12 protein-coding genes and 2 tRNA genes are annotated in these 18,234 nt (G+C 34.2%); 4 read left to right on the top strand and 10 right to left on the bottom strand.

The features are described 5' to 3' along the window. Positions 1–17 precede the first annotated feature (17 nt). Both CDH50_RS05140 and CDH50_RS05135 read right to left on the bottom strand, forming a co-directional pair. Complete coding sequence (locus CDH50_RS05140; RefSeq protein WP_100610861.1) at positions 18–1,115, bottom strand: endo-1,4-beta-xylanase; 1,098 nt, start codon at positions 1,113–1,115, stop codon at positions 18–20. 31 nt (positions 1,116–1,146) lie between these two features. Beyond that, entirely contained in the window at positions 1,147–3,303 is a 2,157-nt protein-coding gene (locus tag CDH50_RS05135) for an alpha-glucuronidase family glycosyl hydrolase (RefSeq protein WP_100610860.1), read from the bottom strand. A gap of 238 nt (positions 3,304–3,541) precedes the next feature. Between CDH50_RS05135 and CDH50_RS05130 the strand changes: the two genes are divergently transcribed. Further along, the gene (locus CDH50_RS05130; protein WP_100610859.1) at positions 3,542–5,812 is read left to right on the top strand and encodes a glycoside hydrolase family 3 C-terminal domain-containing protein; all 2,271 of its coding nucleotides are present in this window, start codon (positions 3,542–3,544) and stop codon (positions 5,810–5,812) included. Positions 5,813–5,852: 40 nt separating this feature from the next. Here CDH50_RS05130 and CDH50_RS05125 read toward each other — a convergent pair whose 3' ends face one another. Then, positions 5,853–6,884 (bottom strand): LacI family DNA-binding transcriptional regulator, encoded by a 1,032-nt coding sequence (locus CDH50_RS05125; protein WP_100610858.1) that lies wholly within the window; start codon positions 6,882–6,884, stop codon positions 5,853–5,855. A gap of 172 nt (positions 6,885–7,056) precedes the next feature. On the opposite strand from CDH50_RS05125, the gene CDH50_RS05120 reads away from it, so the two are divergent. Continuing rightward, a complete protein-coding gene (locus tag CDH50_RS05120) occupies positions 7,057–7,359 on the top strand; it encodes a hypothetical protein (protein ID WP_100610857.1) in 303 nt (100 codons plus the stop codon). A gap of 76 nt (positions 7,360–7,435) precedes the next feature. Here CDH50_RS05120 and CDH50_RS05115 read toward each other — a convergent pair whose 3' ends face one another. From CDH50_RS05115 to CDH50_RS05100, 4 genes are all read right to left on the bottom strand, one after another. After that, complete coding sequence (locus CDH50_RS05115) at positions 7,436–9,106, bottom strand: sodium:solute symporter (protein WP_232731962.1); 1,671 nt, start codon at positions 9,104–9,106, stop codon at positions 7,436–7,438. 197 nt (positions 9,107–9,303) lie between these two features. Continuing rightward, positions 9,304–10,629 (bottom strand): xylose isomerase, encoded by a 1,326-nt coding sequence (gene xylA / locus CDH50_RS05110; protein WP_100610855.1) that lies wholly within the window; start codon positions 10,627–10,629, stop codon positions 9,304–9,306. A 24-nt stretch (positions 10,630–10,653) separates the two neighbouring features. Beyond that, positions 10,654–12,141, bottom strand: coding sequence for a xylulokinase (locus CDH50_RS05105; RefSeq protein WP_100610853.1), 1,488 nt, complete (start codon positions 12,139–12,141; stop codon positions 10,654–10,656). A 4-nt stretch (positions 12,142–12,145) separates the two neighbouring features. Then, complete coding sequence (locus tag CDH50_RS05100) at positions 12,146–13,132, bottom strand: GntR family transcriptional regulator (protein WP_100610851.1); 987 nt, start codon at positions 13,130–13,132, stop codon at positions 12,146–12,148. 172 nt (positions 13,133–13,304) lie between these two features. On the opposite strand from CDH50_RS05100, the gene CDH50_RS05095 reads away from it, so the two are divergent. Next, complete coding sequence (locus CDH50_RS05095; RefSeq protein ID WP_100610849.1) at positions 13,305–14,414, top strand: SH3 domain-containing protein; 1,110 nt, start codon at positions 13,305–13,307, stop codon at positions 14,412–14,414. A gap of 34 nt (positions 14,415–14,448) precedes the next feature. On the opposite strand, the gene CDH50_RS05090 is transcribed toward CDH50_RS05095, so the two are convergent. The 3 genes from CDH50_RS05090 to mutS all read right to left on the bottom strand — a co-directional run bounded on the left by CDH50_RS05090 (position 14,449) and on the right by mutS (position 17,307). Beyond that, a tRNA-Leu gene (locus CDH50_RS05090) sits at positions 14,449–14,532 on the bottom strand. Positions 14,533–14,554: 22 nt separating this feature from the next. Beyond that, positions 14,555–14,627 (bottom strand) — tRNA-Gly (locus CDH50_RS05085). Between the two features lie 100 nt (positions 14,628–14,727). Beyond that, positions 14,728–17,307, bottom strand: coding sequence for a DNA mismatch repair protein MutS (gene mutS / locus CDH50_RS05080; RefSeq protein WP_100610847.1), 2,580 nt, complete (start codon positions 17,305–17,307; stop codon positions 14,728–14,730). 252 nt (positions 17,308–17,559) lie between these two features. On the opposite strand from mutS, the gene CDH50_RS05075 reads away from it, so the two are divergent. Next, positions 17,560–18,102: an RNA methyltransferase gene (locus tag CDH50_RS05075; RefSeq protein WP_100610845.1), complete on the top strand. Its 543-nt coding sequence runs from the start codon at positions 17,560–17,562 to the stop codon at positions 18,100–18,102. The last annotated feature ends 132 nt before the right edge of the window (positions 18,103–18,234 follow it).

Genomic DNA, 18,234 nt, shown 5'->3' with positions numbered 1-18,234 from the left:
GATTTTAAATATTTAGTTTAGTTGTTTAATCCTTCTAAAAAGCCAATAAATGCTTGTTTATAGTTGTAATTTGAATCGAATAAAAGAGGCCATTCATTTTGATTATTAAGAAAATTAATAAGCCAACTATCATTATCCCTCATTCCCCAAAAAGTGATGCCAAATCTTTGCGCTTCAGTTATTGTTTTATACAAAATGGCAACTTGTTTATATCTTTCTTTTTGAGCATTGGCTCTGCTAGACGTTAACGTGGTTAATACTTTGTCCTTGTTAACGGTCATATCCAATTCAGAAAAATGAATTAATAATCCCGTGTTTTTAAGCAGCGTTAGGTTATTTGATAATGCAGATAAATTTGGATATTGGTAATCGATATGCATTTGCATTCCGATGCCATCTATAGGTGTAGAATTTGCTTTAAATGTATTTACCATATCTACAACCTGAGCCGCTTTAGAATCCTGGCTTTCTAAATTATAATCGTTATAAAATAACTTCACATCAGCATCAGCTTCACGTGCCCACACAAAACATTTAGAAACATAATCGCTTCCTATTCTAGTGTTAAAAACGGCAACAGCGGCATCACTTGTAAAGTGTTCATTAACAACATCCCAGCTCTCAACTACCGATTGTCCTCCAGTTGTTTTTATTGCAGCAAAATGTGCGACCGTTGCTTTGATATAGCCTTTTACCTGTGCTTCAAATTCAGCATCAGTACCAGCATAATTTTTTAACCAATTGGGTATCGATGCATGCCAAACCAAGGCGTGGCCATGGACTCTAAGCCCATTTGCTTTCGCATAATTAACAATGACATCTGCTTTACTAAAGTCATAAGTGTCAGGGCCTGTGAACATAGCCCCCATTTTCATGTCGTTTTCGGCAGTAATACTATTAAATTCTTTGTTTAATAAAGTTCTGAAGTAAGTATCTGTGCCAGATAACCTACTCGCAGAAACAATATTTCCTATGGGGAAGTCAGCAGATTCTTTTAGCGTTGCCAAAGGTGTAGGTGATGGAGTTGGACTTGCATTAGGGTCGTCATCTCCAGAACCTGAGCAACTCATTAAAAGTGTTGCAATGATTATAATTAAATAATTAGTTAATTTCATTTACTAAAATTATTTTTTACAATGTCCCATTTTAATTTCCAGGAGCAAAAGGAAATTTTAATGATTGAAAATATTCTAAAGTTTGTGATGGTTTTTCGACGCCTTCGGGCAATGGTCTTTTGGAGTATTGTTGAAAATACAATAAACAGGCATCTCGCCACCATTTTGCTTCTTTGTACTGGATATTTAATAACATTTTAATATTGTTATATCTTTCAGTATCAACATAACTTTCCATTTGGTTCCATGTTTTAATCATAGATGCAACTTGGTCAACACCTTCTTGATATTTTAATGCCATACCATCCCAAAGGGTCTTACCATTTTTAAGTTTATAATCCCAAGTTACATGATGAAACCACAATAAGTCTTTTTCTGAAATAGATTTTAAATCATTATAAACTTTAGCAACTTCAGGAGCATATTGTTCGGTGGCATTACTACCAGTAGGCGTTCTATCGAAACCAATACCGAGTGAATCCGCTTTATGATAATAAACTGGATTCCATTCTGGTCTTGAAAGATTGGATACCCACGGCCCTGGCCCATAGTGATGTCCTGTATCCATAATATGATGTAAGCCTAAAGGGGTCATATAATTAACAACAGCTTCCCTAGAATTTAACATCATTTCTTTTACGGGTTCAATAAAATTTTTGTTGTTGCTGAATGTTAATCTCAACCATTCATCAGCAATGCTTTCAGCACTTAAGTAGGGATCCCAAGCGAGTCTGCCGTACCCATACCAATTGGCTTGTAGCATTGGGTTACCTGTCCAATTAATATCATTACCTATATTGCTAACCCCCGCCATACCAGTTAACCTTTTATTGTGCAAAGTGCCATCCAAATCTTTAGCTACTATTGAACCTTTACCTTTTCTGTAAGTATCTGATTGTAAAGTTTCTTCATACATAGTAGGCAGAAAAACGGAATGGGTGCTAAAACCCAAATATTCTTGTGTTATTTGAAACTCCATCATTATGGGAGTTTTAGGCATCGCACCAAACATAGGATGGAAAGGTTCTCGAGGTTGAAAATCGATAGCACCATTTTTTACCTGAATAATCACATTGTCTTTAAATTGCCCATCATAGGGTACAAATTCTGGATATGCTTGTTTGGCTCTATCAGTTGTGTCGTGTTCTGAATATACAAAGGCTCTCCACATAATAATGCCATTAAAAGGAGCTAGGGCATCTGCCAACATATTGGCTCCATCAACATGATTTCTGTTATAATCTTGAGGTCCAGGTTGCCCTTCGGAGTTTGCTTTAACTACAAAGCCTCCAAAATCAGGAATCCTTTTATAAATTTCAGTGGTTTTTTCTTTCCACCATTTTATAACATCGGCATCCAATGGATCAGCTGTTTTTAATCCGCCAATTTCAATTGGTGCAGAAAAACGGGCGGTTAAATATACCTTAATACCATAGGGTCTAAAAACGTTGGCAAGTGCCTCTACTTTTTCTAGGTATTGTGGAGTTAAAATAAGGGCGTTGGCATTTACATTGTTTAATACGGTGCCATTGATGCCTACTGATGCATTTGCCCTAGCATAATCTGTGTATCTAGGATCTAAGTAATCGGGCAAACGATGCCAATCCCATATAGAGAAACCAGCATAACCTCTTTCAACTGTTCTGTCTAAATTATCCCAATGATTTAAAATACGGACTTTAATTTTAGGCGAATCAATAATATTTAACTTTTCTATAGATTTGTTTGTCTGTAATAATTTTAAAAAATTATAAACACCATATAAAACCCCAATATCAGAATTACCCGTAATAACAATATGATTTTTGCCTTTAAGCGAATATGACCTTATAACGTATCCTTCTTCGTTTATTTCATTAAAAGCGTTTCCTAATTGCAGAATGACATCTTCGGGCAGGTTGGCTTTTGCACCAAAAATTAAGGTGTTTCCGTTGTTATTAGTTGAAGTAGATGAAAACTCAGATCCTAGCATGCTGCTAAGTCCTTTATCGAGTTCCTTTAATGCGATGTTTATGGTTTCAGAATTTCCTGAAGGCGATAATTTTTCTAAGGCTTTTAAATATTCTTCTCTTAAGGAAGCATTTTCTATAAATCTATATTGTAGCCATAAATTATAGCCATCATTTGCTGAAATATTATTGCAAAAAACAATTGAAAAAGTAAGAAAAAAGATAATTTTTTTAAACATAAATTTTGTTTGAAAGATAAATAAATTTCATGTGTATAGCAGTATCAATTTTTTTTTAAAGTGCTTAAAAATGCGGAATTAATATATTTATTAATACTGCCACCATTAAAATGTGGAAGATTTATTTAAAGCGTGATTTAATTCGTAAAACTAAAACAATCAAATTTAAAATAAAAATTTTTCAATATATTTACTGTATTGCAATACTTTCAAATTTAACTAAATAAGGCCAATCATCATGAGAAAAAGAATATTTCCTGTTATTTTAATTATTCTATCATTTTTAATCAATAGTTCGTGTAATAATAAGACTGAAAATGCATCGCAAGATGTAACTGAAACGTCTATAAATATTTATGATTCTCTCCCTTTTTATAATCCTTCACTATCCATTGATGAAAGAATTGAGGATTTGATATCAAGATTAACAATTGAAGAAAAAATAAGCCAAATGATGAATGGCACACCCTCTATTGAAAGGTTGCAAATTCCACCTTATGATTATTGGAATGAAGCGTTGCATGGCGTTGGTCGTACATGCGCTGCCACCGTTTTTCCACAAGCTATTGGTTTGGGAGCTACTTTTGATGCCGATTTAGCATTTAGAGTGTCATCTGCCATTTCAGATGAGGCAAGGGCTATATATAATGCCACCAGTGAAAAAGGGTATTATAAACAATATAATGGCTTGACCTTTTGGACGCCTAATATTAATATTTTTAGAGATCCTAGATGGGGGCGTGGGCAAGAAACTTATGGTGAGGACACATATTTAACCTCTGTGCTAGGTGTCGCTTTCGTTAAAGGGTTGCAAGGCGATAATCCAGATTATCTTAAAACAGCGGCTTGTGCCAAACATTTCGCAGTACATAGTGGTCCTGAGCAAGTACGCCATGAATTTAATGCAGAAGTAAGCCAAAAAGATTTATGGGAAACGTATTTGCCAGCATTTGAGGCCTTGGTTAATGCCAATGTTGAATCCGTCATGTGTGCTTATAATAGAACCAATGGAGAACCGTGTTGTTCAAGCAATTATTTAATTACCGATGTGCTTAGAAATAAATGGCATTTTAAAGGTCACGTTTTAACCGATTGTGGAGCGTTAGAGGATTTTTACAAGCAAGTTAATGAAGGTGGTCACGGGGTTGTTAATACACCAGTAGAGGCAGCGGCATTGGCACTTAAAAGTGGTGTAAGCCTTAATTGCGGCGTTGTTTATGAGCATCTACTCGATGCCATTAAAGAGGGTTTAATAACTGAAAAAGACATTGATACGCAATTAGCTGTTTTATTAAAAACTAGGTTTAAATTAGGGTTATTCGATCCTAAAGGAAGTAACCCTTACGATGCCATTTCTATGGATGTAGTAAATGGAGAAGTCAATAGAGCTTTAGCTAAAGAAGCAGCTCAAAAAAGTATGGTTCTTTTAAAAAACAATGGGATTTTACCTTTAAAAAATGACCTTTCAAAATATTTCGTTACAGGGCCTAATGCATCTAACATTGAAGTGCTTTTAGGAAATTATTATGGTGTAAATTCAAATATGGTCACCATTTTAGAGGGCGTAAGTGCAGCTATTAGTCCTGCAAGTCAATTACAATATAGGTTAGGTGCTATGCTAAATCAGAAATCCATAAACCCTATAAATTATGCTATTGGTCATGCAGGCAGTAGCGATGTAACCATTGTGGTATTGGGTTTATCGAGCACATTACAAGGAGAAGAAGGAGATTCCATTGATTCTTCAACAGCAGGGGATAGGCTGGACTATGATTTACCAAAAAACCAAGTCGATTATCTTAAACAATTACGAGAAACAGCCGATAAAAACCCTGAAGACAAAAAACCGATTGTAGCCGTAATTACTGGTGGAAGCCCTATGAATTTAGCTGAAGTACAAGAATTGGCAGACGCTGTTTTATTAGTATGGTATCCTGGGGAAGAAGGTGGTACGGCTGTAGCAGATATTCTTTTTGGAAACGTATCGCCTTCAGGCAGATTGCCCATTACATTTCCTAAATCTTTAGATCAATTGCCAGCTTTTGATGATTATTCCATGAAAGGTAGAACTTATAAATACATGAATGAAGAACCTTTATATCCATTTGGGTTTGGATTAAGTTATACCAAATTTACTTATAGTGATATAAAAGCCACTAGTACAACAATTTCAAAAAGCAATAACCTTAAGATACAAGTGAAAATCACAAATTCTGGAAAAGTAAAGTCAGATGAGGTTGCCCAAATATATGTATCAGATTTAGAAGCATCAGTATCAGTTCCCAATTTTCAACTTGTCAATGCAAAAAGAGTTACTTTGGAGCCGGGAGAGTCCAAAAGCCTAGAATTTGAGCTTTCCCCAAAAGATTTTGAAATTGTAAAAAAAGATGGTACAAGAATTGTAGAATCTGGGGAATTTAAAATTTATGTTGGTGGTTCAAGTCCAATGAAACGTAGTTTTGAACTAGGAGCGCCAAAAATGTCGGAGGTTTTAATTGCTGTAAAATAATCAAAGGGTAAGTAAGGGGAATATAGCGATATAAAATAAATTAATTCCTTTTTGAAGAATCACGGACAAGTACTTCAGTATTTAAAACCGTGATGTCTTTAATATCATTTTTTGAAGATTGTTCTAGATTTTTTAAAATAATTTCAGCGGAAGCTTGTCCCATTTTTTCAGCAGGGTGTGAAATGGTTGATAAATTGGGTTCTATAATTCTAGAATTGGGGTCGTTATTGAAACCAATCACGGCAATTTCCTTAGGGATTTTAATGCCCCTTTTTTTAACACATTGAATAGCGCTAATTGCCATCATGTCTCCTGCAGCAAAAATACCATCGGGTGGGTTTTTCAAGTTAAGCAGTTTGTTGGTAGCCGTTTCTGTTTCTTCGTAGCTTACAGATTTAAGATTTACTATAAGTTTGTTATCAACTTGCAGGTTATTTTCTTTTAAGGCATCTATATAGCCTTTTTTCCTTTCACTATAAATATTCCCAAATTCGGAAGCTCTAGTAATATGTGCAATGTTTTTGCATCCTTGGTCTATAAGATGCTTAGTTGCTTTATAGCCTGCAGCATAATTATCAATCATCACTCGGTAAGTATCTGCATGGTTTGGTACTCTATCTACAAAAACTAAAGGAATGTCATTGTCAGTGAATATCTTGAAATGTTTGGTGTCTTGAGTTTCCATCGCTAAGCAACAAATAACACCACTAACCCTGCTACTATACAATGATTGGGTTAAATTTACTTCTTCCTCATAGGAGTCGTGCGATTGCATGATAACCACATTGTATCCTGCTTCTTGAGCTGTAATCTCAACACCACTAATTAATGATGAAAGAAAAGGCTGAGCAATGGTAGGGAGCAAAACTCCTATAGTCTTTGTTTTTTTATTTCTTAAACTAGCGGCCAAATTATTTGGGCGATATCCCATTTCAGTGGCTGTTCTTTTTACCTTATCAATGGTTCTTTGACTAATACTATGATGACCATTTAATGCCCTTGAAATAGTTGAAGTTGCTAAATTCAACTTTTTTGCTAAATCGTAAATAGTAACTTCCGTGTTTTTTTTCATATTACTAAAAAAATAATTCAAATATACATTTTTAAAAACAAATTACATTTCTTTATTTAAATATCAATTTAAACTAAAATTTTAAGTAAATATCATCTAATTATGTAATTCTCAACGTATATAAAAAATCTAATTGTTAGTTTATAATTAATTAATAACTAAAAACAATACAATGAAAAAATTCTTATTCTTATTGATTTCCGTTTTAGTATTTGTTCTAAGTTTGACTTTTTCGTCTTGTAGGGATAATAAAAAAGCTGATTCTGTAGAAGAAGTTCTTGAAAATGCGGGAGATGCTATAGAAGAGGCAGTAGATGACGCGGCAAAAGCAACAGAAGGCGCATTAGATGAGGCTGGTAAAGCTATTGATAATGCCGTAGATGCTACGGATGATGCTGTAAAATCTACTGAAGAAGCTATTAAAACAGCAGGTGAAGCTGTGGATAAAAAGGTAGATGAGATAAAAAAAGATTAATTTAGAAATTTGAGTATAAAAAAGGAGGCTTTCTATTGAGCCTCCTTTTTTATTTGGTTATTTCAAAACTACTATGCTATGTAAAATAACTAAGTACACCTATTACTATTAAAACTAGTATAACAGATAAAACAACATCTATAGTATCATAACTATCTTTATTGGCAGCTTTTTGTTCTTCAGAGAGTGTTCCGAAAGCTAAACCTTTTATGTGTTCATAATTAGGAGCTCGAGATACTAAACTAACCGTAATACAGAATATTACCGAAAATATAAACATAAATATCGCCATGTGTGCGAAGTTGATAGTGGCAAAACTAAAAGCAATATTATTAACTATCTCACCAGACACTATTTGAGGTTGATAGTAAATTTCACTTCCCAATCTTAAGATTAAAAGCACTAATCCGACCATTAATGTTGAAATGGCTGCGGTAGCATTCACACGCTTCCAAATAATTCCCAATAAGAAAACAGCAGTCACAGGAGGTGCAATATAAGATTGCACATTTTGAAGGTACTGATACATAACACCACCACCAATTTTCTCCATAATAGGAATCCAAATAATACCTAAAACAACAATAAAACCGGTTGCTATTTTGCCGGTTTGCACCAATACTTTTTCGGTTTTTTCTGGATGTAATTTTTTATAGATATCAATCGTAAAAATGGTAGAACATGAATTAAAAACAGATGCTAAAGAACTCATTAAAGCAGCCATTAAACCTCCGGCAACCAACCCCTTTAAACCTACTGGTAATAAAGTTTTTACAAGCATAGGGAATGCTCTATCTGCTTTTTCTACAAAATAAACATCTGGATTTTGAATAGTTAAAGCAAATGCTATAATACCAGGGATTAAAAATATTAATATAGGTAGTAATTTTAAATAAGCACCAAAAATAGCGCCTCGTCTACCTATTTTAATATTATTAGCAGCTAAAGTACGCTGTACAATATATTGGTCTGTACACCAATACCAAACACCTACTACGGTTCCACCAAATAATAATCCCGTCCATGGAAATTGTGGATCATTCATAGACCGCCACATATTAAAATGGTTTGGGCTTACAGCTGTTACGGTTTCATGTAATTGCGACCATCCACCTACTTCTTTCAGGCCTAGATATGTTATAATGACCGATCCTAAAATTAGAATAACCGTTTGCAAAGTTTCAGTGTAGATTACGGCTTTCATACCGCCAACAACCGTATATATTCCTGTGAAAACCACAATACCGATGGCTCCATACCAAAATGGAATCCCTAATAATTCAGACACAACAATACCTCCAGCATAAATGGTGACTGATACTTTAGTAAGTACATAAGCTACTAACGAAAATAAAGATAAAAACCATCGCGAACGACTGTCGAACCTTTTTTCTAAAAACTCGGGCATGGTAAACGCACCACTTCTAATATAGAAGGGTAGAAATAACCATCCCAGAAGCAATACAATCCATGCGTGCAACTCATAATGCGCCATAGGTGTACCCGATTCAAAACCAGTTCCAGCGAGACCCACAACATGTTCGGATCCAATGTTTGAAGCAAAAATGGATGCCCCAATAACAAACCATCCTACATTTCTGCCTGCTAGAAAATAATCTTCGGTGTTTTTATCTTTTTGAAGAACCACCCAAACAGCTACAGCTATCAACGCAAGGAAATAAATACCTAAAACCACCCAATCCAGATTTTCCATAACGGATTGCATAGCTAAAAAAGAATGTTTCATATTTAAATTGATTAAGTTTAGTTGGCTATAAATATATATAAATATTATTGATTAATAATGTTACAAATAACTCTTACTTAGTTGTATATATATATATATATTGATGGGAATACACTAAAAACAAAAAGAGAGACTTTTGGCCTCTCTTTAATTATTTAAACACAAATGTGTTATTAATTGTTTCTGAAAAGTAACAATTATATATATTGATTAATGATATTTTCAAACAACTCTTGTTTACCACTTTGTAAAGATAGTTCACCATTTTCTTGAGCTATTTTGTATAAATCTTGTAAACTTAATTTTCCGTTTTCAAAATCTTTTCCTTTACCAGAATCAAAAGAAGCATAACGCTCTTTTCTTAGTTTCTCGTAAGGAGAAGACGTGATGATTTTATCAGCAATCAATAAGGCTCTAGCAAAAGTATCTGCACCACCAATGTGCGCTAAAAATACATCTTCTAAATCGGTTGAGTTTCTTCTGATTTTAGCGTCAAAGTTAACACCACCACCTTGTAAACCACCAGCTTTTAAGAAAACCAACATCGCTTCAGTAGTTTCTTGAATGTTATTTGGGAATTGGTCTGTATCCCATCCATTTTGGTAATCACCACGGTTAGCATCTAAACTTCCTAACATACCAGCTTTTGCAGCTACTTCCAATTCATGTTGGAATGTGTGTTGTGCTAAAGTAGCATGGTTAACTTCAATATTGATTTTGAAATCTTTATCTAAACCATATTCTTTTAAGAAACCGATAGCGGTAGCACTATCAAAATCATATTGATGTTTAGATGGCTCCATTGGTTTTGGTTCAATGAAGAAATTTCCTTTAAATCCTTTAGAACGTGCATAGTCTCTACACATAGCTAAAAATTGTCCCATGTGGTCTAACTCGCGACCCATATCGGTATTCAACAACGTCATGTAACCTTCACGACCACCCCAGAATACGTAGTTTTCACCATTTAAAGCGATTGTAGCATCTAAAGCCAATTTTATTTGTCCACCCGCTCTAGCAACCACATTAAAATCAGGGTTTGTAGAAGCACCATTCATGTAACGAGGGTTAGAGAAACAGTTTGCAGTACCCCAAAGTAATTTTACACCAGAAGCAGCTTGTTTTTCTTTTAAGTATTCAGTGATTGTTGCTAATCTAGATTCAGATTCTGCAAACGTTGCACCTTCTCTAATTAAATCGAAATCATGGAAACAATAGTATCCAAATCCCATTTTAGTTGTAAATTCAAATGCAGCATCTGCTTTATCTTTTGCTGCTTGAACAGCGTCAGAAGATTTATCCCATTCAAAATTTTGTGTTCCAGGACCGAATGGATCAGCACCTGTTCCGCAGAATGTATGCCAGTAAGCTACTGAAAATTTAAAATGATCACGCATGGTTTTACCAGCAACCACTTGATCTGGGTTGTAGTATTTAAACGCTAACGGGTTGTCTGATTCTTTTCCTTCAAACTTGATGTCTCCAATACCTTTGTAGTACTCTTTGTTTCCTATAATTGCCATTGTAATTATAATTTAATTAATTGTTTATTTGTTATTTAATATGATTTCTAATTCGTTTTTCCAATTTTGATAAGCATCAAGATACGGTTTTTTATCTTTAAAAGGCATAAAAGTCATCACATGATCGTTATCAATGATGGCTTTTCCAAAGCTTTCAAAATCGCCTTTGTGTAAGTCGGCCGCACGTGCAGCACCTATAGCTCCTGTTGTGTTGTATATTTCTATTTCTTGCTCAATTAATGTGGCTACCGTATTTGCAAAGATATCTGAACGGAATAAATTATCATTACCCGCTCTAATAACTTTAGCTTCAATACCATCAGATTTTAATATTTCCATACCATATACAAATGAAAATGCAATCCCTTCTAAAGCTGCTCTGCAAATATGTGCTTTTGTATGATTATTTAAGTTGAGGTTCACAATTCTAGTGCCTATTTCCTTATTGTTAAGCATGCGTTCTGCTCCGTTTCCAAAAGGAATTAAACAAACACCATCAGACCCAACCGCAATACTAGATGCCAAGTTATTCATTTCTTCATATGAATTTACAGCTAGATTATTTAATAACCATCTGTATTGAATACCTGCACCATTAATGCATAATAATTTGCCAATTCTAGCCGCTTCATCTTTTTTATAGTTAACGTGGGCGAAATTGTTAACACGTGCACTTTCTTTAACAGATAAACTATCGGTTACAGCATAAACAACACCAGAGGTTCCTCCTGTAGCGGCTACTTCGCCTGGGTTAAAAACGTTTAAGGATAAGGCATTGTTTGGTTGATCGCCTGCTCTGTAATAAATAGGTGTGCCCGCTGCAATACCGCTTTCGGTTTCCCCTTTTTCATCTACAACAGATTGTAAACCAAAGGTATCAACAATATCTGGAACTAACGACTTATCGATGCCATAATATTCCAAAAGAAAATCGGCAACGGAATTATTTTTAAAATCCCAAAAAATGCCTTCTGAAAGTCCAGAAATAGTAGTGTTTATAACGTTTGAAAACTTGTAAGCAATATAATCGCCTGGTAGCATGAATTTATAAATGTTTTTATAAACCTCTGGTTCATTGTCTTTCACCCATTTTAATTTGGATGCCGTAAAGTTTGCTGGTGAATTTAGTAATTGCGATGAACATTTGTCTTCACCTATTCCTTCAAAAGCCTTATTGCCAATTTCTACAGCTCTACTATCGCACCAAATGATGCTTTTGCGAAGTGGTTTCCCATTTTTATCAACAATCACCAACCCATGCATTTGATAAGAAATACCAATGCCCTTTATTTGGGTTCTTGAAATATTATATTGTTTTTTTAAACGGGTAATGGCATTGCATATATGCAACCACCAATCTTCTGGTTTTTGTTCTGCCCAGCCATTTTTTTGAGCAAACATGCCCATTTCTTGTTCTGGTTCTTGAACAACGCCTATGCTCTTTCCTGTGGCTATTTCAACGATAGCTGCTTTAATGGAAGAACTTCCTATATCTAATCCTAAATAATACATAAATTTATAATGATTCTCTTAATATTAATTTTGTTGGCAAATAACTTTGTAATGGTTTATCTTGTTTTATAAATGAGGCTGCTTGAGCGCCTAATTCTTTAAAATCGGTTGAAATAACAGAAATGCCTTTATATATAAATTGCTTCATAGGTGTTTCATTATAAGATAAAAAGCCTACGTCTGTTCCGGGTTCAAAATTTTTACTACGGCATTGCTCTAAAAACATCCCTAAAACTCTATCACTCACGCTAATATAAGCCTCTCCTTTTGCGACATTAAATTCATTTATATTGGTAATAATTTTATATTTAAAATTATAGGTTTCACAAAATGTTTTAAAATAAGTGAGCGATTCTATTGGATGATTGGTAAATGCTGGATAAACAAAAACGAGTTTCTTATATTTTTTAAACGGTGATATGGCTTCTTTTAAAGCTTCGTAAAACGATTTCCCAAAGTCTTGAAACACAAAATTTTTGGTGTCATTTGAATGGATATTCCAATCAATTAACAGTAGTTTTTCATTATCAAATTCAGATAATACCATTGGCACCTCTTTATGATCAAAACTCATAACCACATATTTATAATATTTGCCCTTGCCATTATTTAAAATGGTTTTGAAATTATTGATGTTGTAATGATGAAACTGAACATCTACAATCACATTTTTAAGTAAATTATTTACGAACGAATGATATAATACTTCTTTATAAGCTTTAAAGGTATCTAATACCAAAAGCACTTTACGTGTGTCATTGGTAACATAATAACCTTTGTTTGGTACAGACTCTATAACGCTACTTTCCTTTAAAATGCTGTAAGCCTTAAAAACTGTGTCCCTGGAAAGGTTATAACTATTGCATATGCTATTAACAGAAGGCAAAGCATCTCCACTGGTCAGTGTATTATTAGAAAGCGCATCATTAATGGCATTTACTAATTGCTGATATTTTGGAATATCGCTATTGAAATTAATATTCAAATTCATTAAACCGTTCTGTTCTGTTCTGGTATGCAAAAATAAATATAAATTCTAATTTAACAATAATAATTTTCCGTTTTTTTTATAAACATTTGTTTGCTAATTTTATACTTGTAATATTTTCATTAATGGTGAATATTTCTCTTAAGTAGAAAAAGGTTCCAATAAATGTGTTCTTATGTTTAAATATTTTTCTTTTCTTTTTCTCTATTTAAGTCTCATACAAAATTTATTTTCACAAGAAATAACAATTACTACAGAATTTTCACAGAATGGAAATTTATACGAAAATCCAAGTGATAATTCTCAAACTTTAACCGAATTCAGAGAAAATGAAGAATGCACTATTGTTGATTATCTGGGAAATGATGTTTATAAAATAAATTACAAGCAATTATTAGGGTTTGTTAAAGCTGAATATCTATTTGTTAATGACAATATGATAGAATTGGTTATAGATTATGAAGATAAAATAAAAATTGAAGCTATTGAAAAAGAGAAAATGCGAAAGCAAGAAGTAGATGCGCTTATAGCAAAAAGTGAAAAGGAAAAACAAAGGCAAGAAGCTTTAGAGCTTAAAAGAAAAAATGAAGAATCACTAAATAAAAAGCTTGAGGATTCAATAGCGAAGGTTCGAACAGAGGAGAAGCAGAATCAAGAAGCTTTGGAACTTAAGAAAAAAAGTGAAGAAGAATTGAATAAAAGACGAGAAGATTCAATTGTTAAAATTAGAGAAGAGATAAAAAAGAAAGAAGAAGGGCTACTTATAAAAAAACGGGAAGAAATACTAAAGAAAGCTAAGGAAGATTCGGTTTTTATAGCAAGTCAAGAAAAAGAGATAGAAAATGAAGTGCCTGAGAAAAGCGAATTCAGGAGTGTATGCCATTATAGTATAGATGAATTTGATCAATTTTATGGAATAAGAATCGTTAGAACATCTCCATACACACTTGCTAAAAATTTAATGGTTGAATTATATAGACAAGCGCAAAGAACAAATGTTTTTTTTAATTTATCCGAAGATTTGGGTTGTTCTAGTTACATTCCAAGTAATAGATCTAGTGTAAAAGTTATGCTTGAAAATGATACCGTGGTAACGTTTTATCATTCTTGGGATATTGATTGTGGAAACTTCAGCTTTAAAGGAAATTTATCAAATTCGGATATTGAAAAGTTAAAAAAATCATCAATTAAATCAATAAGACTCAAAGGTACTGAAGGTTTCTACGAAATTACTAATGTAGATTATAAAGAATTTTTTATTGACAAATTAAAATGTATTGAATAAAAAAGCCTCTACAAAAACATTGTAAAGGCTTTAGTACTGAGGACGGGACTTGAACCCGTACAGCCTAATGGCCATTGGATTTTAAGTCCAACGTGTCTACCAATTCCACCACCTCAGCATGGAATTTTTATAAATTTCAGAGCGAAAAACGGGATTCGAACCCGCGACCTCCACCTTGGCAAGGTGGCGCTCTACCAACTGAGCTATTTTCGCGTATGTAGTTATGAACGTGCTAATCTTTCGATAGCGGATGCAAATTTAAAATTTTTATACTAAAACCAAAGGCTTTTTATTAAAATAATATTTTTTATTTCTAAGCTCTTTTTTTCTTGACCAGCATGCGCTTAATTTCATTCAATTTCATAAGTGCTTCTACGGGTGTAAGTGTGTCAATATCAATATGTAATATTTCTTCTTTGATATTTTCAAGGATAGGATCGTCTAAATTGAAAAAGCTTAATTGCATGTCATTATTTAAAGATTTTACCTTATCCGTAAGTGCTTCACTGGAGTGTGATTTCTCTAATTTCTTTAAAACTTGATTGGCACGATGCAAAACTTGTTGCGGCATGCCCGCCATTTTAGCCACATGAATACCAAAACTATGTTCACTGCCACCTTCAACCAATTTCCGTAAAAAAAGCACATTGTCCTTTAATTCTTTTACAGAGACGTTGAAGTTTTTAATACGACCAAACGTTTCGGTCATTTCATTAAGTTCATGGTAATGCGTTGCAAATAATGTTTTTGGTTTTGAAGGATGTTCATGTAAATATTCACTAATGGCCCAAGCAATGGAAATCCCATCATACGTACTGGTGCCACGTCCAATTTCATCAAGCAATACCAAACTTCTGTCTGATATATTATTTAAAATAGATGCCGTTTCATTCATCTCTACCATAAACGTCGATTCACCCATAGAAATATTATCACTAGCACCAACCCTGGTGAAAATTTTATCTACTAGACCAATCCGTGCCGATTCCGCAGGTACAAAACTTCCCATTTGAGCCAATAATACAATGAGGGCGGTCTGACGTAAAATAGCCGATTTACCAGACATATTGGGTCCCGTAATCATGATAATTTGCTGGGTGCTTCGGTCTAAAAACACATTGTTTGTTATATAAGTCTCGCCAATTGGCAATTGTTTTTCAATGACAGGATGACGACCTTCTTTAATATCTAAATCGAAGGAATCATCTATAGTTGGACGCACATATGTATTGTCTTTTGCCAATTGGGCAAAGCCGCACAAACAATCCAATTGTCCAATTAAATAGGCATTTTGCTGTATGGGTTTGATATACTGGTTCAGCCACATAACAAGTTCAGAAAATAATTGTTGTTCTATAGCTAGAATTCTATCTTCAGCACCTAAAATTTTAGATTCATATTCTTTAAGTTCTTCAGTGATATAACGCTCCGCACTTACCAAGGTTTGTTTGCGAATCCACTCCGTAGGGACTTTATCTTTATGTGTGTTTCTGACTTCAATATAATACCCAAAAACATTATTGGAGTCAATTTTAAGAGATGTAATACCTGTGCGCTCAGTTTCGCGCTGCAACATGGTATCCAAATAATCTTTTCCCGATTTTGATAAACCACGTAACTCATCCAATTCGGCCGAAAATCCAGCCGCGATCGTATGTCCTTTTAAAACATTTACGGGCGCATCTTCATTAAGCATTTCCTTTATTTTCGCTCGAAGTACATCACAATTTTGCAGGGTGTCGCCAATAATTTTAAGCGATTCATTAGTGCAATCACTAGATAATGCTTTTATGGGAACAATCGCTTCCAAAGAATTTTTAAGCTGGATGACTTCTCTTGGATTCACTTTTGCTGTAGCCACTTTAGAAATCAATCGTTCTAAATCGCCAATATGTTTGATATGATTCTGGATTTTTTGAAGAACGGTTTTTTCATTCAAAAAATAACCAACCACATCGTGTCTTTGCTTGATTTTATCAAGGTTTTTTAAGGGTAGAGCCAACCAGCGTTTTAACATACGTCCGCCCATAGGCGAAATGGTTTTATCAATCACACTTAAAAGTGTCACGGCATTGTTGTTTGTAGAATTATAAAGCTCTAAATTCCTGATGGTAAATTTATCCATCCAAACATAATCGTCTTCAGCAATTCTGGAAATGGAAGCAATGTGCTGCAGTTTATGGTGCTGCGTTTCATTTAAATAATGAAGAATGGAACCCGAAGCAATAATGCCTTCATACAAATCTTCAATTCCAAAACCTTTCAGTGTTTTTGTATTGAAATGTTTTGTAAGCGTTTCATAGGCATAATCGGCTTGATACACCCAATCTTCCATATAAAAGGTGTGGAAGTTTTTCCCAAAAGTGTCATTAAATAGTGTGCGTTTTTGTTTGGAAACTAAGACTTCACTCGGACTGAAATTCTGTAATAGTTTATCAATGTATTCTGCGTTACCTTGTGAGGTTAGAAACTCACCCGTAGAAATATCTAAAAAAGACACCCCAATATATTTTTTATCAAAATATACCGAACATAAAAAGTTATTGGATTTTGATATTAAAACTTCGTCATTCAAAGCCACGCCAGGTGTTACCAATTCGGTCACACCACGTTTTACAATATCTTTTGTCAGTTTCGGGTCTTCAAGCTGGTCGCATATAGCCACACGCTCACCGGCTTTTACAAGTTTGGGCAAATAGTTGTTTATGGAGTGGTGCGGAAAGCCTGCCAACTCAATTTCACTGTCGCTACCAGCACCACGCTTGGTTAAGATAATGCCTAAAATACCAGCTGTTTTTATAGCATCTTCACCAAAGGTTTCATAAAAATCGCCCACACGAAACAGCAATAAAGCATCCGGATACTTTGCTTTAATGGCATTGTATTGTTTCATTAAAGGGGTTTCTTTTTTTGACAAGGTAAAGTGGTTTTTTAGTATTATTTTTGTCCCAATAGTTATCAGGATTGTAAGGTTGCTAATGTAAATATTATTTGATATTTTTTGAAATTGAGATATTAGAAGTTATCTACAATTATTAACAATGTACTCGTCATTGCGAGGAGGCACGACGAAGCAATCTGCTTAAATGTAGTTCTACTTCATGAGATTGCTTCTTTACACTTGCAATGACGGAAAACGACAAATATGCGTAAACTAAAAAATAGCGAATTAGACCGATTGAGCGTCAACGACTTTAAGCAAGTTGCTAAAACGCCACTCATCATCATTCTTGATAATATAAGAAGCCTAAATAATATTGGTTCGGTATTCAGAACCAGTGATGCCTTTTTAATTGAAAAGATTTATCTCTGCGGCATTACCGCTACACCCCCACATAAAGATATTCATAAAACAGCTTTGGGAAGTACCGAAACCGTTGCTTGGGAATATGTTGAAAACACCATGGACTTAGTAAACAAGTTAAAAGCCGATGGTGTAAAAATTTGTTCCATAGAACAAGCTGAAAACGCCACCATGCTAAACGATTTCACGCCTAAACCACAAACAACCTACGCCCTCGTTTTTGGCAATGAGGTAAAAGGCGTTGCTCAAGATGTTGTAAATGCGAGTGATGTAGTAATTGAAATTCCGCAATACGGCACCAAACATTCATTGAATATTTCGGTGAGCGTTGGGGTGGTTATTTGGGATTTGTTTATTAAGTTAAAAGTGAATAATGAAAAGTGAAAAGTGAATAGTGAAAAGTTTCTTTATTATTAACTTCTTGAGAAGGTATTCATATTTTGCTTTCCTCACTATACCTAAAACTCCGAATGGTTACAATATTCAGCAATAAAAACAGGGCTTTTAGCAAGCCTC

It is taken from the genome of Confluentibacter lentus, assembly GCF_002806995.1.
GTDB lineage: Bacteria > Bacteroidota > Bacteroidia > Flavobacteriales > Flavobacteriaceae > Confluentibacter > Confluentibacter lentus.
This window is presented reverse-complemented; position numbering and strand designations above follow the sequence as displayed.